Source organism: Georgenia sp. Z2081 (genome assembly GCF_055326445.1).
Map to the genome: position 1 here is coordinate 914,724 of NZ_JBUZNK010000001.1, position 26,002 is coordinate 940,725.

Annotated in this window: 19 protein-coding genes; 8 read left to right on the forward strand and 11 right to left on the reverse strand. The window is 74.0% G+C overall.

Annotated features, from left to right (window positions below; genetic code table 11):
• Window positions 1–87: 87 nt before the first annotated feature.
• Window positions 88–627: a DUF2505 domain-containing protein gene (locus tag ACZLKG_RS04310; protein ID WP_425710060.1), complete on the reverse strand. Its 540-nt coding sequence runs from the start codon at window positions 625–627 to the stop codon at window positions 88–90.
• Between the two features lie 136 nt (window positions 628–763).
• Between ACZLKG_RS04310 and ACZLKG_RS04315 the strand changes: the two genes are divergently transcribed.
• Entirely contained in the window at window positions 764–2,263 is a 1,500-nt protein-coding gene (locus ACZLKG_RS04315; protein ID WP_425710061.1) for a sensor histidine kinase, read from the forward strand.
• 143 nt (window positions 2,264–2,406) lie between these two features.
• Here the strand turns inward: ACZLKG_RS04315 and ACZLKG_RS04320 are convergent, their stop codons facing one another.
• Complete coding sequence (locus ACZLKG_RS04320) at window positions 2,407–2,655, reverse strand: WhiB family transcriptional regulator (protein WP_425710062.1); 249 nt, start codon at window positions 2,653–2,655, stop codon at window positions 2,407–2,409.
• Window positions 2,656–2,890: 235 nt separating this feature from the next.
• On the opposite strand from ACZLKG_RS04320, the gene ACZLKG_RS04325 reads away from it, so the two are divergent.
• Entirely contained in the window at window positions 2,891–3,289 is a 399-nt protein-coding gene (locus tag ACZLKG_RS04325; RefSeq protein WP_425710063.1) for a hypothetical protein, read from the forward strand.
• Here ACZLKG_RS04325 and ACZLKG_RS04330 read toward each other — a convergent pair.
• The 6 genes from ACZLKG_RS04330 to ACZLKG_RS04355 all read right to left on the reverse strand — a co-directional run bounded on the left by ACZLKG_RS04330 (window position 3,264) and on the right by ACZLKG_RS04355 (window position 13,368).
• Window positions 3,264–6,773, reverse strand: coding sequence for an FtsK/SpoIIIE domain-containing protein (locus tag ACZLKG_RS04330; RefSeq protein ID WP_425710064.1), 3,510 nt, complete (start codon window positions 6,771–6,773; stop codon window positions 3,264–3,266). The genes ACZLKG_RS04325 and ACZLKG_RS04330 overlap by 26 nt on opposite strands.
• A gap of 127 nt (window positions 6,774–6,900) precedes the next feature.
• The gene (locus tag ACZLKG_RS04335; protein WP_463648051.1) at window positions 6,901–9,552 is read right to left on the reverse strand and encodes an FtsX-like permease family protein; all 2,652 of its coding nucleotides are present in this window, start codon (window positions 9,550–9,552) and stop codon (window positions 6,901–6,903) included.
• On the reverse strand, window positions 9,552–10,337 hold the full coding sequence (locus tag ACZLKG_RS04340; protein ID WP_425710066.1) for an ABC transporter ATP-binding protein: 786 nt from the start codon (window positions 10,335–10,337) through the stop codon (window positions 9,552–9,554). The genes ACZLKG_RS04335 and ACZLKG_RS04340 overlap by 1 nt, the downstream gene beginning before the upstream one ends.
• A 100-nt stretch (window positions 10,338–10,437) precedes the next feature.
• The gene (locus ACZLKG_RS04345) at window positions 10,438–11,184 is read right to left on the reverse strand and encodes a response regulator (protein ID WP_425710067.1); all 747 of its coding nucleotides are present in this window, start codon (window positions 11,182–11,184) and stop codon (window positions 10,438–10,440) included.
• Window positions 11,181–12,452, reverse strand: coding sequence for a sensor histidine kinase (locus ACZLKG_RS04350; protein WP_463648052.1), 1,272 nt, complete (start codon window positions 12,450–12,452; stop codon window positions 11,181–11,183). Before ACZLKG_RS04350 ends, ACZLKG_RS04345 begins: the two co-directional genes overlap by 4 nt.
• Window positions 12,453–12,621: 169 nt before the next feature.
• A complete protein-coding gene (locus ACZLKG_RS04355; RefSeq protein WP_425710069.1) occupies window positions 12,622–13,368 on the reverse strand; it encodes an SOS response-associated peptidase in 747 nt (248 codons plus the stop codon).
• 143 nt (window positions 13,369–13,511) lie between these two features.
• Here ACZLKG_RS04355 and ligA point away from each other — a divergent pair, with 143 nt between their 5' ends.
• Window positions 13,512–16,037: an NAD-dependent DNA ligase LigA gene (gene ligA, locus ACZLKG_RS04360; protein WP_463648053.1), complete on the forward strand. Its 2,526-nt coding sequence runs from the start codon at window positions 13,512–13,514 to the stop codon at window positions 16,035–16,037.
• A gap of 169 nt (window positions 16,038–16,206) precedes the next feature.
• Here the strand turns inward: ligA and ACZLKG_RS04365 are convergent, their stop codons facing one another.
• Both ACZLKG_RS04365 and ACZLKG_RS04370 read right to left on the reverse strand, forming a co-directional pair.
• On the reverse strand, window positions 16,207–17,196 hold the full coding sequence (locus tag ACZLKG_RS04365) for a hypothetical protein (RefSeq protein ID WP_425710071.1): 990 nt from the start codon (window positions 17,194–17,196) through the stop codon (window positions 16,207–16,209).
• A 342-nt stretch (window positions 17,197–17,538) separates the two neighbouring features.
• Complete coding sequence (locus tag ACZLKG_RS04370) at window positions 17,539–18,789, reverse strand: phospholipase D-like domain-containing protein (RefSeq protein WP_425710072.1); 1,251 nt, start codon at window positions 18,787–18,789, stop codon at window positions 17,539–17,541.
• A gap of 45 nt (window positions 18,790–18,834) precedes the next feature.
• Between ACZLKG_RS04370 and gatC the strand changes: the two genes are divergently transcribed.
• Genes gatC through ACZLKG_RS04390 form a run of 4 tightly spaced genes read left to right on the forward strand, consistent with a single transcriptional unit; the run spans window position 18,835 to window position 23,650 of the window.
• On the forward strand, window positions 18,835–19,134 hold the full coding sequence (gene gatC, locus ACZLKG_RS04375; RefSeq protein WP_425710073.1) for an Asp-tRNA(Asn)/Glu-tRNA(Gln) amidotransferase subunit GatC: 300 nt from the start codon (window positions 18,835–18,837) through the stop codon (window positions 19,132–19,134).
• Window positions 19,131–20,639, forward strand: a complete 1,509-nt coding sequence (gene gatA, locus ACZLKG_RS04380) for an Asp-tRNA(Asn)/Glu-tRNA(Gln) amidotransferase subunit GatA (RefSeq protein ID WP_463648054.1) — start codon at window positions 19,131–19,133, stop codon at window positions 20,637–20,639. Before gatC ends, gatA begins: the two co-directional genes overlap by 4 nt.
• Window positions 20,636–22,135, forward strand: a complete 1,500-nt coding sequence (gene gatB / locus ACZLKG_RS04385) for an Asp-tRNA(Asn)/Glu-tRNA(Gln) amidotransferase subunit GatB (RefSeq protein WP_425710075.1) — start codon at window positions 20,636–20,638, stop codon at window positions 22,133–22,135. Before gatA ends, gatB begins: the two co-directional genes overlap by 4 nt.
• Before the next feature lie 54 nt (window positions 22,136–22,189).
• The gene (locus tag ACZLKG_RS04390; RefSeq protein WP_463648055.1) at window positions 22,190–23,650 is read left to right on the forward strand and encodes a malic enzyme-like NAD(P)-binding protein; all 1,461 of its coding nucleotides are present in this window, start codon (window positions 22,190–22,192) and stop codon (window positions 23,648–23,650) included.
• A gap of 151 nt (window positions 23,651–23,801) precedes the next feature.
• Here ACZLKG_RS04390 and ACZLKG_RS04395 read toward each other — a convergent pair whose 3' ends face one another.
• Complete coding sequence (locus tag ACZLKG_RS04395; protein ID WP_463648056.1) at window positions 23,802–24,350, reverse strand: DoxX family protein; 549 nt, start codon at window positions 24,348–24,350, stop codon at window positions 23,802–23,804.
• A gap of 265 nt (window positions 24,351–24,615) precedes the next feature.
• Here ACZLKG_RS04395 and ACZLKG_RS04400 point away from each other — a divergent pair, with 265 nt between their 5' ends.
• Window positions 24,616–25,266: a DinB family protein gene (locus ACZLKG_RS04400; RefSeq protein WP_463648057.1), complete on the forward strand. Its 651-nt coding sequence runs from the start codon at window positions 24,616–24,618 to the stop codon at window positions 25,264–25,266.
• The last annotated feature ends 736 nt before the right edge of the window (window positions 25,267–26,002 follow it).

The window sequence follows — 26,002 nt, forward strand, 5'->3', positions numbered from 1 at the left end:
CCGCGTCGGCGGCGCCCGGTCCGCGGGCGGCCCCGACGAGCGCGGGAGCGTCCGGCCGGGTCGTGCCCGGCGGGGCCGCGAGCCGCCTCAGGCCTGGTCGTCGGCGCCCAGGCCGCCCTGGCCGCCCTCCTGCTCGGCGAGGTAGGCGAGCCCGACCCGCCGCTCGGCCTCGAGGACCGTGTCGACCGCCCCGACCACGGCCGACTCGATCTTGCGGCCGAGCAGCGGGATCGAGCAGGTGACGTCCCCCCGGTAGTCGAGCGCGGTCGCACCGCCGGCGATCGGACGCAGCGCCTGTGTGCCGTTGACGCGCGCGGGCACGCCGGAGACGTTGAGTCCGAACTCCGCCGTCCGGCCGCCGTCCGCGCCGGGCGCCGACCACTGCTCCTCGATGCGGACGACGAAGCTGTCGCCGACGAGACCGCGGTAGGTCGCCGGGATGATCGTCGTCGGGATCGTGGCCTCGACGTCGAGCAGGAACGAGCCGTCGTCGGACTCCGTGATCGACGCCGTGTGGCGGGTGGCTCCTGCCGCCCGCACGCGGCGGTCGGTGAAGTCGCGGTCGGCGAGCATCCGGGCGACCTCCGTGGGGGAGGCCGGGAACTCGACGGTGTGGTCGAAGCGCATGCGTGCTCCATCTCTTGCAGGGTCTGGTGCCAGCGTAGGCGCAGCGGGTTCGCGGCGCGGTTCGCGGTCGGGCGCGTGGCTTCCGGGCGGCGGATACCCGGTCCGGTGCGCCTGCCGCGCCCCGTACGCTGTGCGTGTGCCGACGCTGTCCAACATCCTCACCGACTCATACCCGGGCTCCTCGGGGGACGTGGAGTGGTTGCACCAGCTCGTGGGGGACTGGCAGGTCATCGCCGACCTCATGTTCGCGGACCTCCTGCTGTGGGTGCCCGACGGCGAGGGGGGCTTCGCGGTGGCGGCCCACTGCCGTCCGCAGACCGGGGCGACGGTGCACTACGACGACGCCGTCCGGTCCAGGCCCGACCGGCAGCTGGCGGACCTCATCGGTCACGCGATGGCCGACGGCGGCACGCACACCCGCGAGGTCGTCCGCGACGACGGCCACCAGGTGCGCACCGTGCTCCAGCCCGTGCTGCACGAGGGGAAGAACGTCGCCGTGCTCGGCCGGGAGCAGGTGGTCTCGCCCGCGATGATGCGTTCGCGCATCGAGGTCGCCTACATGGAGCTCGGCGACGCGCTCGCGGCGATGGTCTCGCGGGGCGAGTTTCCGCAGACCGGCGCACCCACCGGCGACCGGCACGGGACGCCGCGCGTGGGTGACGGCGTCATCCGACTCGACGTCGAGGGGCGGGTGACGTTCGCCAGCCCCAACGGGCTGAGCAACCTCCACCGGCTCGGGCTTATCGGTGACCTCAACGGGGAGGTCCTCGCCGAGGTGCTCACCGACCATCTCGAGGAGGCCGGCGCGATCGAGGAGACGCTCGCCGTCGTCGTCATGGGGCGGGCCGCCTGGCGCACCGAGGTGGAGGCGGGTCGCGTCATCCTCTCGCTGCGTGCGATCCCCCTGACCGACCGCGGCGAGAGGCGCGGCGCGCTCCTGCTGTGCCGCGACGTCTCGGAGATGCGCCGCCGGGAGCAGCAGCTGCTGACGAAGGACGCGACCATCCGGGAGATCCACCACCGGGTGAAGAACAACCTGCAGACCGTCTCCGCGCTGCTTCGCCTCCAGGCCCGGCGCAGTGGCAACGAGGAGACCCGCCAGGCGCTCGGGCAGGCCGAGCGGCGCGTGACGACGATCGCGCTCGTGCACGACACGCTCGCCCAGGGGCTCGACGAGGTGGTCGACTTCGACGAGGTCTTCGGCCGCGTGTTCGCCCTGGCCGCCGACGTCGCGGTGCCTGACGCGCACGTCACCACGCGGATGGACGGGCAGTTCGGCCTCGTACCGGCGGACGTGGCCACGGCACTGGCCGTGGTGCTCACCGAGCTCATCACCAACGCGGTCGAGCACGGGCTGTCCGGCCGGCCCGGGAGCGTCGTGGTGCGGGTGGAGCACCACGAGGAGTCTCTCGAGATCTACGTGACGGACGACGGCGTCGGGCTGGCCGAGGGCAAGGTCCTCACCGGTCTGGGCACACAGATCGTCAAGACCCTCGTGGCCGGGGAGCTCGGCGGCGCCATCGAGTGGCGGGGCGGCACCGACGGCGGGACCGAGGTCCATCTCCGGGTCCGGGTGGGACGCCCGCGGTCACTGGGCTCCGCCCGGACGGACCGGCTGGGCCGGCCGCTGCGCTGAGCGGGTCCGTGGCCCGTGCCGGACGGCGTGGGACGCGCGGGCCGAGACGGCTCCCGCCTGACGGTGTCGAGGCGGGCGGGCGGGCGGTGCGGCGCGGGTCGTGACTACCGGATGCGGACGGGACTGCCGACGCGGGGGGTGGGTCAGCCGGCGCGGCGGGCGCGGGCGGTGCGGCGCTTGAGTGCGCGGCGCTCGTCCTCGGAGAGGCCGCCCCAGACGCCGGAGTCCTGGTTGTTCTCCATCGCCCACTTCAGGCAGGTGTCCATCACCGAGCACGATGTGCAGACGGCCTTCGCCGCGTCGATCTGGACGACGGCCGGGCCCGTGTTCCCTATCGGGAAGAAGAGCTCCGGGTCCTCGGTCAGACACGCTGCTCGGTGACGCCAGTCCACTTGTTCCTCCAAGCACGCACGGCTGCCCGTACCGGTTGTCGGGGTTTTCGTCGTGCGATGTAGTCGCTGCGAGCACCAACAATCCCACGGGCACCATCCGGTCACAAGGCTCGTCCTCGACCGTTGCTCAGGTGAGCGGCGTGGGTTTGCTCACAGCATGATCGTCGTCTCGTCCCTGTCGGGTGACCCCTCGGGCGTGCCGTGGTACGCGCCGTGCAGGACCTAGGGTGGCGCCGTGCCGACCCCGCAGACCCCACCGAGCGTCCCGCTGTCCGTCCGCATCCTGCAGGCGGTGTGCGTGGTCCAGGCGGTGGCGCTGCTCGTGGTGGCGGGTGGCCTCGCCGCCGATCTCCTCTCGGGCGAGGCGGTGGTGCGGGCCACGGTCGTGATGCTCGTGGTCGTCTACGCCGTGCTGGCGGCCCTCCTCCTGCTCGGTGCCCGGGCCGCCGGCCGCGGGCGGGCCGCGGTGCGAGGGGCGCTCATCACCTGGTGGCTGCTCGCGGGCGTCTCGGCGGTGACGATCGACCTCGCGCTCGGTCTCGCCCTCGCTGCCGCGGCCACCTGCGTCGTGGGCCTGGTGGCGATGTTCTGGCCGGACACGCGACGTTTCATGCGGTACAGGCGCGGTCGGTAGCCCGCCGGACGTCCGCGCCCGTCTCGTCGTCCCGGGCACCCGCACTGCCCTCCACGTGCCGGCCTCTGGCGTCGCCCTCGCGCACGATCTGGACGGGCAGGGACCGGCCGGACCGGACGAGCGCCGCCCGCCCGGGGACCGTCGCGGCCAGCGGGTCCGCGCCGGCCCCGAGGCCGCCGGGGACGAGCCGGCCCGAGATCGGCAGGTCGGGACGCAGCACGACCATCGGGCCCGTGATCCAGGTCGTCAGCGGCGCCCGATGGGCGGAGAGCACGGACATGGTGGCCGCCGCTGCGAGGACCCGGGCGCCGCGGGTGGGGAGCTCGACCACGTGGTCGAGCGCCTGAGGTCCGAGCCGGTCGACGTCGTCGGCCACGACGACCCGGCCCGGATCGCCGGACGGGTCAGCCGCTCCGGCGCGCACGACCTCCGCCCCGGCGGCCGCGAGCCTGGCCGCGAGGGCCGCGAGCGTGGCCGTCCGCCCTGACCCCGGCGGGCCCACGACCAGCAGCACGCCGCCCGCAGCGAGCGGCACCGTGACCGGGTCGGCAGTGTCGCCCCCGACGCCGAGGGCCACCTCGGTGCCGGCGCGCTCGCCCGCGGTCGCGGGCAGCTCGGGCGCCTCACGCGGCAGGGGACGCAATGTGGGCGACCGCTCGGTGGGGACGGTGGGCGCCACGGCGGGTGGGACGGGTTCGGCGTCGACGACCTGGACGACCCGCTGTCCCGACGGGCGCACGAGCACGGCCCGCCCGGGGACGGCGGTGCCGACGGACATCGACCGGTCGACGCCCGCGAGCGTGGCCTCCGTCGCGTCGCGCGGACTGAGCACGAGCCGGCTGCGCCCGACCTCGGCCCAGCGCGCCGACGCGCTCGCGGGCGACCCGGCGAGCGCCACGTGGTGGCCCCGGGAGAGCACCCCGCGCAGCGCGGTGGGCAGCGCCGCGAGCGACTGGCCCGGCCCCAGCGCGGCGTCGAGGCGGTCGAGGAGCAGCTCGACGTCGTCGATCAGCAGCATCTGCCCCGGCGCTGCCGCTGCGCCGCCGAGGACCTCGAGCAGGCGCAGGACCAGACGCGGGTCGTCGGGCGGGGCGAGCGTCCCGGTCGCGGCGCCGGATCCCACCGCGTCGTGGCCGCCGACGACGTGCACGGTCCGGCCGTCCCGCGCGGCCGCGGCCCCCAGCGCGCGCAGGGCCGTGGTCCGACCGGTGCCGGGCCCGCCGAGCACGAGCAGCGCCGACCCGTCCCAGCACCACGGCTCCAGCGCGAGCCTGCCCGGCTCGTCGACGAGCGCCACGGCGGTCGACGGGAGCGGCACACCGGTCGCCGGATTGATCCCGCCGGCAGCGACGGCCACGGGGAGCTCGGGGGCCCACGGCACGGCGGGCGCCGCCGTGCCCTCCGCGGCCGCCCGCACCGCGGCCACGGCGTCGGCCGGCAGCCCCGAGCCCGTCGGCCCGAGCCAGGCGACCTGCACCTCGCGCGCCGCATCGGTCCGCAGCACCGCCCGGCCCGGCACCGCGGGCAGCTCGGCGGCCCGCGCCGTGCCGACGACGTCGCGCGAGTCGGCGGCCTCGAGCACCCGCAGGCAGAGCCGCACCGTGATGTTCGCCCGCACGTCCGGCCCCACGATCCCCGACGGCCGTTGCGTGGCGAGCACGAGGTGCAGCCCGAGCGAGCGCCCCTGGGCGGCCAGGCGGACGAGGTCGGCGAGCAGCTGCGGGTGGTCGTCCGCCAGGGCCCGGAACTCGTCGACGACGACGAGCAGGCGCGGCAGCGACCCACCGCGCGCGTACAGCTCGCCGAGGTCCTTGGCCCCGGCGTCCGCGAGCACCCGTTCGCGCCTGCGCAGCTCGGCGCCGAGGGAGGTGAGCGCCCGCACCGTGGCGGCGGGGTCGAGGTCCGTGAGCACGGCGGACACGTGGGGCAGCGGGGCGAGCGGCGCGAACGCGGAGCCGCCCTTGTAGTCGACGAGCACCATCGCGAGGTCCGTCGGCGAGCAGGTGGCCGCGAGCGCGACGAGCCAGGAGGTCAGCGCCTCGGACTTGCCGGCGCCCGTGGCTCCGGCGAGAAGGGCGTGGGGCCCCTCGGCGACGAGGTCCACCTCGACCGGGCCTTCCGTACCCCGCCCGACCGGGACCCGCAGGCCGTGCCCGGCCGACCAGCGCCGACGCACCGCAACCGGGGTCAGGGGGCCGAGGAGGTCGGTGAGGTGCACCGAGGAGGGCAGGGACTCGCCCTCGCCCCCGGCGACCTCGAGGGCACGGGCATGCCGGCCCGCCCACGTGGGCGACACCCCGTCGTGCGGGCCCGTCACCACGATCCTCGTGCACCACGCCGGCGGCCGGTCACCTGCGACGGCGAGGACGAGGTGCCGGCGCCCGGCAGCGGCCTCGGGCGCCCGCGCGTCGGGCCCGGCCGCCACGACCGAGACGTGCCAGGGCTGCCCGCGCGGACCGGGCTGCGCCGCAGCGTCGGACCCCGAGGTCCCCGTGCCCGAGGGGGCCCGGCGCGCGGATGGGAGCGCCCACCCCGCCGGGACGGACGCCGTCGCCGTCGGCTCGTGCGTGAGCACCTGGGCGAGCAGCCAACGGGCAGCTCGGGCGCCGCCCGGTCCGGTGAGCCCGACGACGTCGCCGGGGGACAGCCTGAGGTCCCCGGTGCTCCGGGAGCCGCCCCCGCTCCTGCGCCGGGAGGCACCGCCGCGCCGCGCCTCCCCGCGGCGTCGGGGCTCTCCTCCGGGCAGGTGGCGCCGACCGCCCCGGAGGGCGCGGCCGCGGCGGTGCGGCCCGGACCTGAACCGCAGGACGAGGACGTCGGCGGGTCCGCCGACCGGGCGCAAGCCGGCAGCGGCGAGCAGGAGCACCTCGGAGGCAGCCGGTCGGGGCGGGACGCGGGAGGCCGGGTCCCGCTCGGCGAGCAGCCAGATGCCGACGGCCAGGACCGGGACGCCCAGGATGGCGAACCGCCACGGCCCGGCCGACGAGCCGAGCAGCAGCGGCACCATGACCAGCGGGGCGAGCAGCATGGGGGCGAGCCGGGCGACGGCACGCAGCCCGCGCCGTCCACCGGGCGGCAGCACGACGGGCCGGGGCGCGGCCAGGCTGCCGGCTCCGCCGGTCACCCGCACGGATCCGGCCCCGGCGAGGAGGGTCGTCCCGAGCGCCACCGGCTCCCAGCGCGGTCCGAGGAGGCGCCCACGCCGGCCGGGCACGGTGCCGGCCCTACGTGTGCCGTGCCTGGACCCCGGGTCGCGCGCCTCGACCCGGCCGGAGCGGGCACGCAGCTCGAGGTGGTCCCGCGAGAGCAACGGGTCCTCGAGGTCGACCCGGCCGGGACCTCGCCCGACGCTCACGACCCGTCGGCCCACCGCGAGCACCCGCCCCGCCCCGGGACCGTCGTCGACCAGCGCGAGCTGGTCCGCGGCGAGCACGTCGGACAGGTCCTCGGCGTCGGGCGAGGAGTCGAGCTCGTGGGCGGCCATGCACCCACCGTGCCGGGCGCGGCGGACGGCCGAGGAGACGCCTGTGGACAGGAGTGTGCGGGCGCGCAGGTCACAGGCTCGCGTGACCGGGGATGTCGTCCGGCGTGCCCGCCTGCCGCCGCCTCGGCTACTCGGCGCCGAGAGCCGCCACCGGCGAGACCTGCAGCGCGCTGCGGGCCGGCACCACGGACGCCAGGACGCCCGCGACGAGGGCGACGACGAGCGTGAGGCCGAGCCCGCCCCACGGGACCGCGAGCGCCGTCATCTCGGTGGCCGCGAGCAGACACGTGATACCGATCCACCCCACAGCGAGCCCGAAGGCTGCGCCCACGACCGTCCCGACCACGGTGAGGAGCACGCCCTCGACGGCCAGGGCACCTCGGACCTGGCGCCCGGACATTCCGACCGCCCGCAGCGTGGCGAGCTCCCGGCGCCGTTCGACGACGGACAGCGAGAGGGTGTTCGCCACGCCCACGAGCGCGATGACGATCGATACCGCGAGGAGGCCCACGACGACGACGAGGATCCGGTCGATTGCCTGGTCGTACACGAGCCGCTCGGCCCCGGCTCCCTCGACGGCGACCGACGTCCCTGCGGTCGCCGCCGCGTTCGCGGCCTCACGCACGTCGGAGACGACCTCCTCGGCGTCGGCCGAGTCGTCGATCCGCGCCCACACGTCGGTGGGCCCCGAGGAGGGGTAGAAGGACCGGACGGCGTCCTCGGTGAGCAGCGGCGAGTCGCCGTGGTCCGCGACGATCACGGACATCTCCCGCTGCGTGGACTCGTCGACCTGCCACGTCTCCGGGTCCGGCACGCCGACCGCCACCGTGTCGCCGTCCGCGACGCCGAGCGCGCGAGCCGTGTCCCGCGGTAGCACGATCGTCTCGTCCGTCAGGCCCTCCGGGTAGCCGTCCCGCAGGACGTCCCCGGCGTCGGCCGGCAGCCCGTAGGCGATCGAGCCGATACCGGACCCGTCGCTGTCCGCCGAGATCGACCGCGCCTCGACCATGAGGTCCGCGGAGGTCACCCGCACGGATGCGGACAGACCGGGGACCGACCCGACGGCCGAGGCCACCGGCTCCTCGAGCGCGACCGACCCGTCCGGTCCGTAGGTGGGGTCGTGGACGGCGAGGTCGACGGGGAACCGCGAGGCGAGCTCGACGGCGAGCGAGGCGCGGACCGACTCGGTCCCCGTCGTCACTCCGGTCACGAGGCCGATGCCGATGACCAGGGCCATCGTCGTCGCCGACGTCCGTCGCGGGTTGCGCGTGGCGTTCGCGGTGGCGAGCCGCACGGTGGCGCGGGCCGGGCGCGGGGAGAGTGCGGCGAGCCCCGCACCGAGACCGCGCGCGACGAGCGGGACCACGAACACCAGCCCCACGAGCAGGCCGAGGCCGAGCAGGGCGGCGCCGAGGACGAGCAAGGCGACCATGAGGAGCACGGTGGACTCGGCGGGTGTCCCGGTGCCGAGGTCGGCGGCGACGAGCAGAGCGCCGGCCATCGCGGCCACCCCCGCTGCGGCAAGGGCGATCGCACAGGCCCGACGCGCGGGCGAACCGCGCAGGAGGGTCGGCGCACGCGCGGGCCGCATGGCCTCGACCGGCGCGACGGCGCTCGCCCGCCGCGCCGGGGGCAGCGCCGCGAGCACGGTGACGAGCGTGCCGGCGGCGACGGGGAGCGCGATCGTCGTCGGGCTGGGCCCGACCGTGCCGGCGAGCGGGATGCCCAGGTCCCGGCCCGAGCTCTCCCACAGCCCGAGCGCGAGCACCATGACCCCGAAGCCCAGGGCCGTGCCGACGGCGCTCGCCACCACGCCGAGAGCGGCCGCCTCGGCGAGCACGGAGGACCACACCTGGCGGCGCGTCGCGCCGACCGCACGCAGCATTGCCAGGGTCCGGGCGCGCTGGGCCACGAGCACCTGGAAGGTGTTGGCGATGACGAGTCCCGCGACGACCAGCGCCAGGCCCGCGAAGAGGATCGTCGTCACGGTGATGACGTCCCGGAACCCGAAGGTGTCCTGCAGGCGGGCGTCGACGTACTCGTCGGCCGTGAGGGTGGCGGCGGAGCCCGGTGCCGCAGCGAAGTCCTCGGCGGCGGCGAGCACGCGCGACGCGACGTCGTCCGCGTCGGCCCCGGGCTGAGCCGTCAGCCCGACGCCGTACACCCCGTCTCCCATGTCCTGGTCGAGGAGGTCGAACGCGACTGCCTGCGGCACGTAGACGGTGGTGGTGGGGATGCCGAGCACGGGGCTCGGGTCCTCGGCGATCCCGACCACCGTCATCTCTCTCGCGTCGGTCTCCACCGGCTCGCCGTCCTCGTCGAACGCCTGCCCGACCACCCCGACCGTGTCCCCGATGCGGGCACCGGCCCACAGGCTCGCCTCCTCGCTGAGCACCACCTCGTCGTCGCCGGCCGGCCACGTCCCGTCGACGAGCTCGGCGGGCGGCTCGGCCCCGGGCTCCGGGGCGGCGGCGAGCTGGAGCGCGGTGGTGGAGTCCCCGGTGCCGACGCCGACCCACGTCGAGAACGTCGGGGTGGCCTGCGCGACCCCGTCGACCCCTTCCAGCGTCGAGATGTCCTCGGCGGTCGCGTCGGTGCCGGTGAGGACGATGTCGGACCCGGCCAGGGCCGCTCGCAGGACGCCGCGTGCGCCGTCGTCGATCGCCCGGCCCGTGAGCAGCGCGAGCGTGAGGAAGCACGCCGCGAGGACGATCGCCACACCGGCGGCGACGAGCCGGCCCACGGAGTGCCGTGCCTGCCCGGCGGCGAGGCGAAGCATCAGGCCACCTCGTTCTCGGGACGCAGGGCGTCGAGCCCGGCGAGCACGGAGGACGGCGTGGGGTGGTCGATGTCGCCACGCACCAGGCCGTCGGCGATGAGCACGACGCGATCGGCGTGCGCGGCGGCCGCCGGGTCGTGGGTGACCATGACGACGGTGCGGCCGAGCTCGCGCACCGAGGTGCGCAGGAGGGCGAGCACCTCGCTGCCGGTGCGCAGGTCGAGGTTCCCGGTCGGCTCGTCGGCGAGGACGACCTCCGGGCGCGTGACGAGTGCCCGCGCGATCGCGACCCGCTGCTGCTGCCCGCCGGACAGCTCCGCCGGCCGGTGCGTGAGCCGGCCGCCGAGCCCGAGCACGTCGATCAGCTGCTCGAACCACTGCGCGTCCACCGTCCGCCCGGCGAGCTCGAGGGGCAGGAGGATGTTCTGCCGCGCCGTGTACATCGGCAGCAGGTTGAAGGCCTGGAAGACGAAGCCCATCCGGTCGCGGCGCAGCAGCGTGAGCTCGGCGTCCTTCAGCGCCGTGAGCTCGGTGTCCCCGAGGTGGATGGTGCCCGAGGTGGCGGAGTCCAGGCCGGCGAGCAGATGGAGGAGCGTGGACTTGCCCGAGCCGGACGGGCCCATGACGGCGGTGAACGTGCCCCCCGCGACGTCGAGGTCGACCCCGGCGAGGGCGGTGACTGCCGCGTCCCCGCGGCCGTGCACCTTGCGCAGGCCGCGGGCGCGGAGCACGGCCCCCGGGGCGGAGGAGCCGGTGGCGCCGGCGGGAGTGGTCGCGATCGTCATGACAGTCCTTCTTCGTCCGGCGTCGGGCCTGGTCCCGATGCTGCCCCGAACCTACGAACGCCGGCGCCGCGTCGCGTCGGCCCGACGTCGGGACCTGCCGTCATCCCGTGGTCGTACGACCGGTGGACGGCGTACGACCGCCCTGTCCCTCCCTGCCGGGCCGGACGAGCCCGGTCTCGTACGCGAGCACCACGGCCTGCACGCGGTCGCGGACGGTGAGCTTGGCGAGGATGCGGCCCACGTGGGTCTTCACGGTCGCCTCGGCGACGAACAGCTCGCCGGCGATCTCCGTGTTCGACCGGCCGTGCGCCATGAGGACGAGCACCTCCCGCTCGCGCTCGGTGAGCGCGTCCATCACGGCGGGCCGGGCGAGGTCCTCGGGTGGCAGGAGATCGGCGACGGTCTCGATGAGGCGCCGGGTCGAGGACGGGGCGATGACGGCGTCGCCCGCGTGGACCGTGCGGATGGCGGCGAGCATGTCCTCGGGCGGTGCGTCCTTGAGCAGGAAGCCCGAGGCCCCGGCGCGGATCGCCTGCAGCACGTACTCGTCGAGGTCGAAGGTCGTGAGGATGACGACCTTCGGCGCGGGCTCGCCGTCCGCGGCGCGCTCGGTGACCTCCCGCGTGGCCGCGAGCCCGTCGAGGTTCGGCATGCGCACGTCCATGAGCACGACGTCCGCCGCCACGCCACCGAGCATCCGCAGTGCCTGCGCGCCGTCGCCCGCCTCGCCGACGACCGTCATGTCCGGCTGCGAGCCGATGACGAGCGCGAACCCGGCCCGGACGAGCTGCTGGTCGTCGACGAGGGCCACCCGGATCGGGTCGGTCGGGTCTGCGGGCTCGGTCACGTCGGTGTCCTCTCGGTGGCTCGACGTCGATCCTGCCCGACGTGGGGTCCCGCGCCGGCGTGCACCGGCACCTCGAGGCGCACGCGATAACCGCCGGCCGGCGCCGGGCCGGCGAGCAACGTCCCGCCGAGCACCGCGGTGCGCTCGCGCATGCCCACCAGGCCCTGCCCCTGACCGTCGCCGCGGGCCGCCGCGCCCCGCCCGTCGTCGTCGATCTGCAGGGTCAGGCCGGCCGGTGACCACTTCACGAGCACGGTGACGGCGGCGGCGGGGCCGGCGTGCTTGAGCGCGTTCGTCAGCGCCTCCTGCGCGATCCGGTAGACCATGAGGCCCGCACCGGCGGGCAGTGGGCGGGACTCGCCCAGGCGCACGACCGAGACCCCGAGGCCCGAGCCGCGCACCTGCTCGACGAGCCGGTCGAGGTCCTCGTCGACCGGCTGCGGTACGAGCGCGGCGCCGGCGTCGTCGCCGCGCAGCACGCCGAGGATCCGCCGGATGTCCCCCAGCGCTCCTCGTCCCACCTCGCCGATCGTGGCGAGGGCCCGCTCCGCGGCCTGAGGGTCCTGCGCCGCCGCGTAGCGGCCGCCGTCGGCCTGCGCGATGACGACCGAGAGGGTGTGGGCGACGACGTCGTGGAGCTCGCGTGCGATGCGGGTGCGCTCGTCGGTGACGGCGAGCCGGGCGCCGCGCTCGCGGTCGATCTCGGCGAGCCGCTCGATCTGCGCAGAGCGTGCCCGGTCCTGGATGGCCGTGCGGCGCAGGAGACCGACGCCCCACGCGCCGGCGGCGGCGCCGCCCGTGGCGAGGACGACGGCGAACATGTCGGGTCCCGACCAGTAGCCGGGTGCCCCGAGCGCAGCGGCGAGCACGACAGCTCCCAGCAGGGCGCCGCCGAGCGCCACCCGGTGGCCGACGACGCTCCCATGGGCGGTCACCGAGTACAGGGCCACGAGCACGAGGACGTCGACGGGCAGGACCGGCACGCCGAGGAGCACCACGTGCGCCAGCGCGCCCAGGTACACGGCGACCGCCGAGGCCTCGGGGGACGAGCGGCGCCACGCGAGCGCCGCGCACATCCCGGCGACGACGACCACGACGAACGCACCCACGCCCGAGGACCAGAGCCCCGGGGCCCACCCGCCGCCGAGGCTCGCGACCGACAGCGGCCCGAGGGTGAGGCCCGCCAGGACCGCGACCAGCACGTCGCCCCGGCTGGGTCCCGCGCGCGGCGCGACGGGCCGGGTCCGGTCGGGGTCGGCGGGCGTCATGCGCACACCCTAGGGAGGCGGGCACCGGCCGGCGTCAGACCGCCGGGGGACACCCCGGTGCGACCGAGGAACGACGCCGCCTGTGCCACGGGGCCACCACCGGCAGCACCACGCCGCCCGTGCCGCGCGGTCACCAGCGGCAGCCGGTGCCGCTCGGCCGCGGGCGCCCCTACGCGACCGGCTCGACCAGCTCCGCGGAGTTGTTCCGCGGGGTGTTGACGGCGCGGGAGACCGCGTACCAGGTGAGCGCGGGCGTGCCCGTGGCGAGGATCGCGAGCGCCTCGGCGGGGTCCGTGACGGTCGGGTCGAGCCAGAGGTCGATGTCGGAGGGCTCGAGGATCACGGGCACGCGGTCGTGGAGCTCGCGCATGTCACCCTCGGCGGCGGCCGTGAGGATCGTCGTGGTGCACAGCCAGTCGGCGTCGGGCTCGTCCTTCGGGCGCCACCACGAGAACATGCCGGCGAAGGCGATCGGAGCGCCGTCGGACCGGGTGATGAAGTGGGGCGTCTTCGGGCCCGTCCCGCTTGCGGGCGCCCGCCACTCGTAGTAGCCGTCGGCGAGGACCAGGCAACGGTTCGTCCGCAGCGGTGCCTTGAACGAGGCCTTCTCCGCGACCGTCTCGCTGCGGGCGTTGATCATCTTGCTGCCGACCGTCGGGTCCTTCGCCCAGTGGGGGACGAGACCCCAGCGCGCGACCTCCATGCTCCGTCTGGGGCCGGTCGCCTCGCCGGAACCCTCGCGGCCGACGATCCGGCCCTCGGCGTCGACGAGGCGCTCGACGACGATGAGCACGTCCTGCGTGGGCGCGACGTTCCAGGACGGCCGCAGGTCCGCCACCCCGTCGGCGACGGCGTGGACGTCGAAGACGTCGGCCAGGTCCTGCGCCTGCCGAAAGCTCGCGTAGCGACCGCACATGGGCCCAGCCTGCCACGGCGGTCCGACGCCGCGACGGGCCCGCCGGCCATCCGCGAGGCACCCGCCGAGCACCCGGCGGGCCCCCGCCGGTGACGAGTGAGCACGGTTCGGCCCGTGTCGGCGGCCTGCGCAAGGATGGCCACATGAGCGACACCGAGACGGGCGACACCGAGACGGCTCCGGCACGCCCCGAGGACCGCCAGCGCTGGACCGAGCTCGCCGAGCAGGTCGACGCCGCGCGGTGGGCGTACTACATGCGCGATGCACCCACGCTGTCCGACGCCGAGTACGACGCCGCCTACCGCGAGCTCGAGGCGCTCGAGGAGGCGCACCCCGACCTGCGCTCTCCCGACTCGCCGACCCAGTCCGTCGGCGGCACGTACTCCACGGACTTCGCCGCCGTCGACCACGCCGAGCGGCTGTACTCCCTCGAGGACGTCTTCTCCCTCGAGGAGCTCGCCGAGTGGTTCGCCCGCATCGGGGCCGAGGTGAGCGACGCGACCGGGGCCGCGGCCGACGAGGCGCCCGACGTGCCCGTCACGTGCGAGGTCAAGGTCGACGGCCTGGCAGTCAACCTCACCTACGAGGCCGGGCGGCTCACCCGGGCCGCCACCCGCGGCGACGGCGTGACCGGGGAGGACGTCACGCTCAACGTGCGCACCCTCGACTCCGTCCCGCACGTGCTCGACGGCGGACCGCACCCGGCGAGCATGGAGGTCCGCGGCGAGGTGTTCTTCCCCGTCAAGGAGTTCGCCGAGCTCAACGCCGCTCTCGTCGAGGCGGGCAGGGCGCCGTTCGCCAACCCGCGCAACTCCGCCGCCGGGTCGCTCCGGCAGAAGGATCCCCGAGTGACCGCCTCGCGCCCGCTGGCGTTCCTCGCCCACGGTGTGGGCGCCGTCGTGCCGGGGGAGGACTTCGAGGTGCCGACCACGCAGCACGGCTTCTACGAGCTCCTCGCCTCGTGGGGACTGCCGGTCTCGGACCTCACCAGGCTGCTGTCCGGACGGACGGCCGTCGAGGCATTCATCGCCGAGCGCGGCGCCGCCCGGCACGAGGGCAGCCACGAGATCGACGGCGTCGTCGTCAAGGTCGACGACCGCGCGCTGCAGCGGCGGCTCGGCCACACCTCCCGGGTGCCGCGCTGGGCGGTCGCCTACAAGTTCCCGCCGGAGGAGGTCAACACCACGCTCCTCGACATCCGGGTCAACGTCGGCCGCACGGGCCGCGTGACCCCGTACGCCGTGATGGAGCCCGTCCTCGTGGCCGGGTCGACCGTCTCGATGGCCACGCTGCACAACGCCTCCGAGGTCGCCCGCAAGGGCGTGCTCATCGGGGACACCGTCGTGCTGCGCAAGGCGGGCGACGTCATCCCCGAGGTGGTCGCGCCCGTCGTCGACCTGCGGGACGGCTCCGAGACGGAGTTCGTCATGCCCACCGAGTGCCCGAGCTGCGGGACCACCCTGGCGCCGGCCAAGGAGGCCGACGTCGACCTGCGCTGCCCCAACGCACGCTCCTGCCCGGCCCAGCTCACCGAGCGCGTCGAGCACGTCGGCTCCCGCGGCGCGTTCGACATCGAGGCGCTCGGCTACGAGACCGCGCTCGCGCTGACGAACCCGGACGCCACGCGCGACCCGGACGGGCCGGACGGGCCGACCGGGGGGCGGGAGCCGGCGCTAGCGGCCGTCGCCGCCGGGCACGCCCTGGTCACCGAGGACGGCGAGATCACCGACGTCGACGACGTGCCGGCGCCCCAGGAGCCGGTCCTCCCCGACGAGTCCGGCCTGTTCGACCTCACGGCCGAGGACCTGCGCGAGGTGTTCGCCTACCGGCCCGAGCTCGCGCGCGACGAGGCCTCCGGCTCGTCGGCGTTCGTGCCGACCGGCCGCTGGGTGCACCGCCGCGTGTTCTGGACCCAGCGCACCGTGAAGCGGTTCAAGACCAAGGACGACGAGGTGGTGCCCCCGCGGCCCACCGGCACCACCGACAAGCTCATCGCCGGGCTCGAGGAGGCGAAGGACAAGGACCTGTGGCGGGTGATCGTCGCCCTGTCGATCCGGCACGTGGGCCCGACCGCCGCGCGGGCGCTCGCCACGGAGATGGGCTCGCTCGAGGCGATCTTCTCCGCCCCGGTCGAGCGGCTCGCCGAGGTCGACGGGGTGGGGCCGACGATCGCGGCGTCCGTGCTCGCCTGGTACCACGGCAGCCCGGGTGTCACGGCGGACGGAGGGGGCGACGGCGAGGACGAGGCGATCGACGACGCGGGAGCGCAGCCCGTCGTCGACGGCGACGACGTGGCGGAGACCGAGGTCGACGCCGTGGACGCCGACGACGTGGCCTGGCACCGCGAGATCGTCGAGCGCTGGGCCGCTGCCGGCGTGCGGACCGAGCAGGAGGCCTCGGCGGACACCCCGCGTACGCTCGAGGGCGTCACCGTGGTCGTCACCGGTTCCCTCGAGGGGTTCACCCGCGACTCGGCGAAGGAGGCGATCCTCGCGCGCGGCGGCAAGGCGTCCGGGTCGGTGTCGAAGAAGACGCACGTCGTCGTGGCCGGGGAGAACGCCGGCTCGAAGGAGACGAAGGCGCGGGACCTGGGCGTGCCCGTGCTCGACGAGGCGGGCTTCGTCAGGCTGCTCGAGCAGGGCCTCGACGCGGCCGTCCCCGCGCCCTGACCACGTCGTCGAGCGTGCGGTTCCCGGTCGCCGAGAGTGCGGTTGGCCCACCTCGAGGGTGCGGTTGATGGTCGCCGAGAGTGCGGTTGAGCAAGCCCGCCTGCACCGTGAGCGGGCCCGCCCGTCGTCCCCGTCGCCAGTGTCCCGGTGTCAGATCGTTGCGCCGGTCTCACCGCCGCCGCGCACTCGTGCGGCGCCCCTTCGCCGTCGCGCGCTCGGGAGGCATCAGGCCGAGCACCGGTTCGAGGGGCACGAACTCCTCGCTCCCGCCAGCCGACCTGATCGCCGCGCTGAGCCGGGCGATGACGTCGATCGGGTGGGCAGCCGTCGCGGCCTCGAGCCGGGTCACCGCATGCCCCGCAGCAACGAGCGCCTGCTCACGCGCCTCCTGGTCCGCACGGACCGCGCGGATCTCCTCGGCCGTTCCGACGTACTTCACGTGTCCGTCGAACTCGATCACGAGCCACCGCGGCTGGCCGTCGTCGAGAGTGCCGATGCGGATCGCCAGATCGGGATAGCAGGTCCGGTCGTGGCACCTGATCTCGACCTGGGCGACGACGTCGCGGCGCCCCCAGGTGAGGACGATCCAGCGGGTCACCGACTCCCACGCGGACTCGGCCCACGGCATGGTCCACTGCAGGATGTCCAGTGCACGGCGCCTGCCGCGCGCACCACGGGGGAGCCGGCCGAGCGCGAGAAGCAGCTCGTGACGTTCGCGTCCGGCCCGCCGTTCTCCGGGTGCTCGATCGCGCCGGTCGGGCGCGGACACGCGGGCAAGGTGGTGGTCGGCCACGACGAGCGCTGCCACCGGGCGGGTGAACCTGGCGTGGTCGAGAACCGTGCGTCGCGGGGTCGTCACGGGGACGTGGTGCGCGGTGGTGACGTCCGCGGGGTCGAGGACGAACCGGTGCCGCTCGACGTCGTCGGCGGACTCGGTCGCGGCGCCGGGCCCGACGACGAGCTGCACCTTGTGAGGGATGTCGAGCGTACGGAGGCCGAGCAGGATCGCGGCCGAGGACAGACAGAACGTGTGCGGCGTCTTCAGGCGGTCATGAACGGCGTAGATGCGGGCCCGGTGCTCGAGCCTTGCGCGATCCGCTCCCTCGACCGTGGTCGGAAGCCCGACGACGGAGCCCCGCCGTAGGCGGGACGGCACCATTGGCTCCGACTGTCGTGAGTGGCCACCGCCGTCGCTGCCGGTCGAGGACTGTCCGTCGGACGTCCGCCAGGGCCATGCGGGCACACGTGACAGCATCTCGGGAACGGGTGGTGGGCTCGGCTGCGGAGACGCGGTCGTCATGGAGTGATCGTGGCGCCCCGGAAGGACGGTGGCTCGGCAGGACCTGCGGGCTGTGGATGCCGGTGTCCGGACAGTGCCTGTGGAGCGGCCCGCATTCTCGACGACCGTGAACCGCACACTCGACGACCAGCAACCGCACACTCGACGACCGTGAACCGCACTCTCGGCGACCGTGAACCGCACACTCGACGAACGTGGGAGCTAGAGGAGCGGCCCCAGGGGGCGGACAAGGCGCTCGAGCGGCCGGCGCCACCACCCCCGCGCCCGCCACTCCTCGAGCGTCAGCTGCATGGAGTTCGTCAGGTCCGTGTCGAAGACCCGGGCCATGTGCTCGGCGAGCCCGTCGTCGTGCACCTCGAGATTGACCTCGAAGTTGCCCTGCAGGGACATCCGGTCGATGTTCGCGGTGCCGATCGTCGTCCACCGCCCGTCCACGGACATCGTCTTGGAGTGCACCATCGCGTCCTTGAACAGCCACAGCTCCACGCCGGCCTGGAGCAGGTCGTCGTAGTAGGGGCGCGAGACCCAGTCGGCGAGGACGTGGTTGGTGCGGTGGGGGATGATCACCCGTACGCGGACGCCCCGGGCGGCGGCCGAGGTGAGCGCGCGCAGGATCTCCCGGTCGGGGATGAAGTACGCCATCGTGATGTCGACGGTGTCCACGGCCCGGTCGAGCGCGTCGAGGTACATGCCGCGCACGGGGAAGAGCATGCGGTGGGGCGTGTTCGAGCGGGCCTCGATCTGCGCGAGCCACTCGCGGGCACCCGGGTCGGGCAGCTCGGGCAGCCTGCGCGTGCGGTGGTCGTTCCAGAAGTCCACAAAGGCGTTGGCCAGCTCCCACACCGCCGGCCCGGTCACGCGCAGGTGCGTGTCGCGCCAGGTGGTCGCGTAGAGGTCGCCGATGTTGTACCCGCCGACGTAGCCGGTTGTCTCGTCGACGACGAGGAGCTTGCGGTGGTCGCGCCCGGTCTGGCGCATGTTCCCGATGAGCAGGCCCGGCCGGATGAGCGGGAACCGCCGCACGTGCAGGTGGGGAAGGTCCGCGAACCGGTAGAAATGCAGGCCCTGGTTGAGGTTGCCCCACGAGTCGAAGACGACATAGGTGTCGACCCCGCGCCGGGCCGCCGCCTCGAGGGCCTCCTTGAAGCGCCGTCCCGTGTCGTCGCGCTTCCAGATGAACGTCTCGAAGTAGACGGACCGCGTGGCGCCCTCGATGGCCGCGAGCATGTCCTCGTAGAGGTCCTGGCCGTAGGTGAAGACCTTCATCTGCGAGCCGTGCACGTCGAGGTCGACCGGCTCGGTGGCCGGGAACTCGCCGGACAGCGGCTCGCGGAGCTTGCGCAGGTGGTCGACCGCCATGATCCCGCCGGCGGCCGTCAGCTGGGCGGCGGCGGTGACGGCGGCGACGCGCACGCCCGTGCGGAGCAGCGTGTCGAACGTCCTGCGGGGCATGGGCGCCAGCCTAGGCGCACCGCTGATGGAACTAGACTTCCACGCATGCCCTCCTTCGACTCCGCCGAGGTCGCGCGCGTCGCGGCGCTCGCCCGCATCGAGCTGACCCCGGACGAGATCGAGCGTCTCGCCGGGGAGCTCGAGGTGATCACCCAGGCCGTCGAGCGCGTCTCGGAGATCGCCACGCCCGACGTGCCGCCGACCTCGCACCCGCTGCCGCTCGTCAACGTCTTCCGGGACGACGAGCCCGCCGACGGGCTCGACCTCGCCGAGGTGCTCGCGGCCGCGCCGGCCGCCGAGGACGACCAGTTCCTCGTCCCGCAGATCCTGGGGGAGGAGGCGTGAGCGACCTGACCCGCATGAGCGCCGCCGACCAGGCGGCCGCCCTGGCCGCCGGCGAGGTGAGCTCCGTCGAGCTCACGGAGGCGCACCTGGCGCGCACCTCCGCCGTCGACGCCGACGTCCACGCCTACCTCGACGTCAGCGCCGACGCCGCGCTCGGCACCGCGCGTGACGTCGACGCGCGCCGCGCGGCCGGCGAGGAGCTGTCCCCCCTCGCGGGCGTGCCGATCGCGGTGAAGGACAACATCGTCACGCGCGGGCAGGCGACCACGGCCGGCTCCCGGATCCTCCAGGGCTGGCTGCCGCCCTACGACGCGACCGTCGTCACGCGACTGCGCGCCGCCGGGATGCCGATCCTCGGCAAGACCAACCTCGACGAGTTCGCCATGGGCTCCTCCACCGAGCACTCCGCGTTCGGGCCGACCCGCAACCCGTGGGACCTCACCCGCATCCCGGGCGGCTCCGGCGGCGGGTCGGCGGCCGCCGTGTCCTCGTTCCAGGCGCCGCTCGCGCTCGGCTCGGACACGGGCGGCTCGATCCGCCAGCCCGCCGCGGTCACCGGCAGCGTCGGCGTCAAGCCCACCTACGGCGGCGTCTCGCGCTACGGGGCGATCGCCCTGGCCTCCTCGCTCGACCAGATCGGACCGGTCTCCCGCACCGTCGTCGACGCGGCGCTGCTGCACGAGGTCGTCGGCGGGCACGACCCGCTGGACGCCACCTCGCTCACCGACCCGGCGACCGGGCTCGTCGAGGCCGCCCGCACGGGGACGCTGCAGGGCCTGCGCGTCGGCGTCGTGGCCGAGCTCGGCGGAGCCGGCTACCAGGCGGGCGTGCGCGCCTCCTTCGACGCGGCGCTCGACGTGCTCCGCGCGGGCGGGGCCGAGATCGTCGAGGTCTCCGCACCGTCCTTCGAGCAGGCGCTCGCGGCCTACTACCTCATCCTCCCCGCGGAGGCCTCCTCCAACCTCGCCCGCTACGACGGCATGCGGTTCGGCCTGCGGGTCGAGCCGTCCGAGGGGCCGGCGACCGCGGAGCGCGTCATGGCCGCCACCCGCGGGGCCGGGTTCGGCGACGAGGTCAAGCGGCGCATCATCCTCGGCACGCACGCGCTGTCCGCCGGGTTCCACGACGCGTACTACCGCGCCGCCCAGCAGGTGCGCACGGTGGTGCAGCGGGACTTCGCCGCGGCCTTCGCGCAGGCGGACGTCCTCGTCTCCCCGACGGCGCCGACCACGGCGTTCCCGATCGGCGAGAAGATCGACGACCCGCTGGCGATGTACCTCAACGACATCGCCACGATCCCCGCCAACCTCGCCGGGGTCCCTGCGATGTCGCTGCCGTCGGGCCTGTCCGACGACGGCCTGCCCGTCGGGCTGCAGATCATCGCCCCCGCGCGGCAGGACGCGCTGCTCTACCGCGTGGGCGGCGCGCTCGAGCGGGCACTGGACGAGACGTGGGGCGGTCCGCTGCTGGACCGGGCCCCGGAGCTGACGGAGGCGCAGCGATGACCGACACCCTCATGGACTACGACGAGGCCGTGCGCCGGTTCGACCCGGTCATCGGCCTGGAGGTCCACGTCGAGCTCGGCACCCGGACCAAGATGTTCGACGGTGCGCTCAACGAGTTCGGCGGCGCGCCCAACACGCACGTCACGCCCGTCTCGCTCGGCCTGCCCGGCGCGCTGCCCGCCGTCAACGGCACAGCGGTCCGGCACGCCGTGACCATCGGGCTGGCGCTGGGCTGCGAGATCGCCGAGTCCTGCCGGTTCGCCCGGAAGAACTACTTCTATCCGGACCTCGCGAAGAACTTCCAGACCTCCCAGTCGGACGAGCCGATCGCCTACGACGGCGAGCTCGCCGTCGAGCTGGCGGACGGCACCGAGGTGACCGTCCCCATCGAGCGGGCGCACATGGAGGAGGACGCCGGGAAGAACACGCACGTGGGCGGGTCGACCGGGAGGATCCAGGGCGCCGAGTACTCGCTCGTGGACTACAACCGGGCCGGCGTGCCGCTGGTGGAGATCGTCTCGCGCCCGATCGTCGGCACGGGAGCGCGCGCGCCCGAGGTCGCCCGCGCCTACGTGCAGTCCCTGCGGGACATCTTCCGGGCGCTCGGCGTGTCCGAGGCACGCATGGAGCGCGGCAACGTGCGCGCGGACGTCAACGTCTCCCTCCGGGAGAGCCCCGAGGCGCCGCTCGGCACGCGTACCGAGACGAAGAACGTCAACTCGTTCCGATCGATCGAGCGGGCCGTGCGCTACGAGATCCAGCGGCAGGCCGCGCTGCTCGCGGCCGGTGGCAGCATCACGCAGGAGACGCGCCACTGGCACGAGGACACCGGCACCACCTCGGCCGGCCGCGTGAAGTCCGACGCCGAGGACTACCGGTACTTCCCTGAGCCCGACCTCGTGCCGGTCGCGCCCTCGCGCGAGTGGGTCGAGGAGCTGCGGGCCGCCCTGCCCGAGCTGCCGGCGCTGCGTCGACGTCGGCTCATCGGCGAGTGGGGCTTCAGCGAGCCGGAGATGCGCGACGCCGTCAACGCCGGCGCGCTCGACCTCATCGAGGCCACGGTGTCCGCCGGCGCGTCGCCCGCCTCCGCCCGGAAGTGGTGGATGGGCGAGCTCGCCCGCACGGCCAACTCCCGCGGCGTCGAGCTCGACGCGGTCGGCGTGAGCCCGGAGCAGGTCGCCGAGCTCCAGGGCCTCGTCGACTCCGGACGGGTCAACGACAAGCTCGCCCGCCAGGCCCTCGAGGGCGTGCTCGCGGGCGAGGGCGGCCCGACCGAGGTCGTCGAGGCGCGCGGGCTCGCCGTCGTCTCGGACGACGGTCCGTTGCTCGCCGTCATCGACGAGACCCTGGCCGCGCAGCCCGACATCGCCGAGAAGATCCGCTCGGGCAACCTGGGCCCGATCGGCGCGGTCATCGGCGCCGTCATGAAGGCCACCAGGGGCCAGGCGGACGCCGCCCGGGTCAAGGAGCTCGTCCTCGAACGCGTCCGGACCTGACAGACCGTCGCGATCCCTTACAGTTTCGACCACATCACGACCACGGAGGTCCCTATGGCAGTGCCCAGTCCGTCCTACACCACCACCCTGCGAGTGCTCGTCGGCACCTCGCCGCGCGCGACGGCCGAGGTGGTGAGCGCCGTGGTCGACGCCGGCGGCTCCGTCATGGGCGTCGACGTCGTCCACTCCGGGGCCGAGGGGCTCACGGTGGACATCACGGCGGACACGATCGACGGCGAGCACCTCGAGCGGGTGCGCGACGCCATCGAGGCGGTCGAGGGCGCGAGCGTCTCGAAGGTCTCGGACTCCACGTTCCTCCTCCACCTCGGCGGCAAGATCGAGGTGACCTCGAAGGTCCAGCTGCGCACGCGGCGCGACCTCTCCCGTGCGTACACGCCCGGCGTCGCCCGCGTGTGCAAGGCGATCGCCGCGAACAAGGAGGACGCGCGCAGGTTGACGATCAAGCGGAACACGGTCGCGGTCGTCACCGACGGCACCGCCGTGCTCGGCCTGGGCGACATCGGCCCCGAGGCGTCCATGCCCGTGATGGAGGGCAAGGCCGCGCTGTTCAAGGAGTTCGGCAATGTCGACGCGTGGCCGGTCGCGCTCGACACGAAGGACACCGAGGAGATCATCTCGATCGTCAAGGCGATCGCCCCGGCCTACGGCGGCATCAACCTCGAGGACATCTCGGCGCCGCGCTGCTTCGAGATCGAGGCTCGCCTGCGCGACGAGCTGGACATCCCGGTCTTCCACGACGACCAGCACGGCACCGCGGTGGTCGTCCTCGCCGCGCTCATCAACGCGCTGCGCGTCGTGGACAAGAAGCTCGAGGACGTGAAGATCGCGGTCTCCGGCGTCGGGGCCGCCGGGCACGCGATCATCCAGCTGCTCATCGCCCAGGGGGCCCGGAACATCGTCGCGTTCGGCCGCAACGGCGCCCTGCACTCCGGGCACACCGAGTCGGACCCCCACCGCCAGTGGGTCGCCGACAACACCAACGCCGACGGCTACTCGGGCTCCCTCAAGGACGGCCTGGCCGGGATGGACGTCTTCATCGGTGTCTCGTCGGCGGACATCCTCGACGGCGACGACGTCGCAACGATGGCCGACGACTCCATCGTCTTCGCGCTCGCGAACCCGGACCCCGAGGTCGACCCGGCGGAGGCGTCCCGCACGGCCGCCGTCGTGGCGACCGGCCGGAGCGACTACCCGAACCAGATCAACAACGTGCTCGCCTTCCCCGGGCTGTTCCGGGGGCTGCTCGACGCCGGGGCGCGGCACATCGACTCCGAGATGCTGCGTGTCGCGGCCGTCGCGATCGCCTCGGTGGTGAGCACGGACGAGCTCAACCCGTCCTTCATCATCCCCGGCGTGTTCGATCCGCGCGTCGGTGAGGCGGTGGCCGAGGCCGTCCAGGGCTATGCCTCCCAGCAGCTGGCCAAGGCGGCGGGCAAGGCACCGACCGCGAAGACCGAGGCGACGCCGCGCGCCCCGTGGGCAGAGGTCGTCTGATCGCGGCCTGACACCGTGCGGCCGCCACGAGCAGCCCGGCCGCCCCGCACGAACGAAGGACCCGCCCCGGAGGGCGGGTCCTTCGTTCGTGCGGGGCGTGCCCGTACGGGCCTGTCGTCCGTGCGTGCCGGCCGTCTGTGCTGGACGGTCGTCAGCGCAGCCAGCCGTTGCCGACGATGCCACCCCACCACTTGCCGATGCCGAGCGTGTCGCCGGCCAGCGTGAGCGCCGGGATGACGACGAGGAAGCCCTCGAGGACGTGGCTGTCGAGGATGGGGTTCGAGGCGGCGTCGACCGCGAACGGGGGCTGGGCCAGGTACATGAAGAGCAGCAGCAGCGCTCCGGAGACCGCGGCGATCTTCAGGCCGGCCCCGCTGACGAGCGCGACGCCGATGCCGAGCAGACCGGCCATGAACAGGATGTCGCCGAAGGGGTTGGCGAACAGCTCGAAGAAGCCGCCGAGCGGACCGTTGACGGCCACGCCGTTGATGTAGCCCTGGGCCGGCGTGCCGCCGTTGATCCACGAGTTCGCCGACTCGGTAGCGAAGCCGAGACCGAACGTCTTGTCGAGGAACGCCCAGAGGAAGTACAGGCCGATCCCGATGCGGGAGAGCCCGAGGAAGACGCGGGCGGACGAGCTCTTGATGATGTCGTCCTGGTAGATGGTGGCGGACCGCGTGCCGGCGGTGGTGGTGGCCATGGCGAGCTCCTTGTGTCGGATCAGCGGGTGGGCCGCTGCTTGGTCGGTACAGGTAGATCGTGCCCCGAAGGGACGTCACGTTCGTGGGCTGAAGGTCCCGGTCGGACAGATCACTCCGGGAGGCCCGCTCCGGGCGGGGACGGATCACGTGGAACGACGTGTCCAGCGTGCGGGCGGCGAGGTCGCGCGATCCGCTCGTCGGGGTGGGACTCCGGGACCGTGCCCTGCGTGCGAGCGGCGGGGTCGTGCCCGTAGCGTCCGACGCATGGATGACGCGGAAGTGAACGCCGGCGATCGGCTCGACGACGACCGTGCGAACGGGACGGGGGCCCCGCGGACCGGCGTGGTGGGCGAGGAGGCCCGGGTGGTCCGCGACGAGCAGGGACGTACCGAACCTCCGACCGCCGGCGACGAGACGGAGACCCTCGTCGGGTTCCTGGACTACCTCCGGGACACGATCACGTGGAAGGCGGGCGGCCTCGACGACGAGCAGCTTGCGCAGCGGCACCCGCCCAGCACCATGACGCTCGGCGGCCTGCTCAGCCACCTGGCGTTCGTCGAGGACTACTGGTGCTCCTACAGCCTCGGAGGTGTGATCACCCCGGCGGTGGGCGCCGACGAGGACTGGGCCGACGACCCCGACCGTGACTGGACCAGGGCCACCGGTGTGGCGGGGGAGCAGCTGAAGGGTGACTGGCAGGCCGCGGTGAGCCGCTCCCGGCGGGTGGTGGCGGAGGCGCTCGGGCGCGCGGACGGGGCGGACGTCCTCGCGGTCCCGGTCCGGGTCAACGTGCACGGGGAGGATCCGCCCCCGACCCTGCGCTGGATCCTCGTCCACCTCGTCGAGGAGTACGCCCGGCACGCGGGGCATGCCGACCTGCTCCGCGAGGCGATCGACGGGCAGGTCGGCGACTGACGTCCCGGTGCCGGAAGGCAGGGGCGGAGCCGGGACGACTGCGGGCGTCCCCGGGACCGCCGCCTGCCAGGACGCACTGGTCGTCGCCCGGGAGTCGAAGGCCCGGTTGTCCCTGCGCCGGTGACGCGGGCGAACCGTTGCAACTCCGGGCGAAACCAGCCATGTGACCGAGCGCACTGCCCGCTGGCTTGCCCAACGCGAGCAGCCCGGCCTAATCTCTACGAGGCCTGAACGGGAGAGACGGACACCAGCTGGTGGCCGGTCCCGAAGGCCACACCGACGACAACGGCCTTGGCCGGCGTGCGTCGGGCCATCAAGAAGAACGGACGGTCAGCAGCTCGTTTCGAGCAGGTTGACAGCCGGGAAACAGATGGCTAAGATAGTCAAGTTGCCCTGATGCTGTGGGCCTGGGTGTTTCTGGGTCTGGGTGTTGTGGGTGGGTTGTTTGAGAACTCAACAGTGCGTGATTGTTTTTGATGCCATGTGTGTGGGGGTGTCGATGCGTCGTGGCCGGCTCGTTGTGGGTTGGTTGTGCGTGTTGGTGTCCTCGCATGTTTTTGTTTGTTTTTTTGGCTCTGCCAGCTTGTTTTTCCTGGGTTGGTGGGGTTGGTTGGGATCGCCTGGCTCCTTGTTGGGGGTTGGGTTGGTCTTCGTATGGATAGTCGCTCTGGCTGGCCTGTGGGTTGGTTGGGGTGCGAAACTTTTACGGAGAGTTTGATCCTGGCTCAGGACGAAC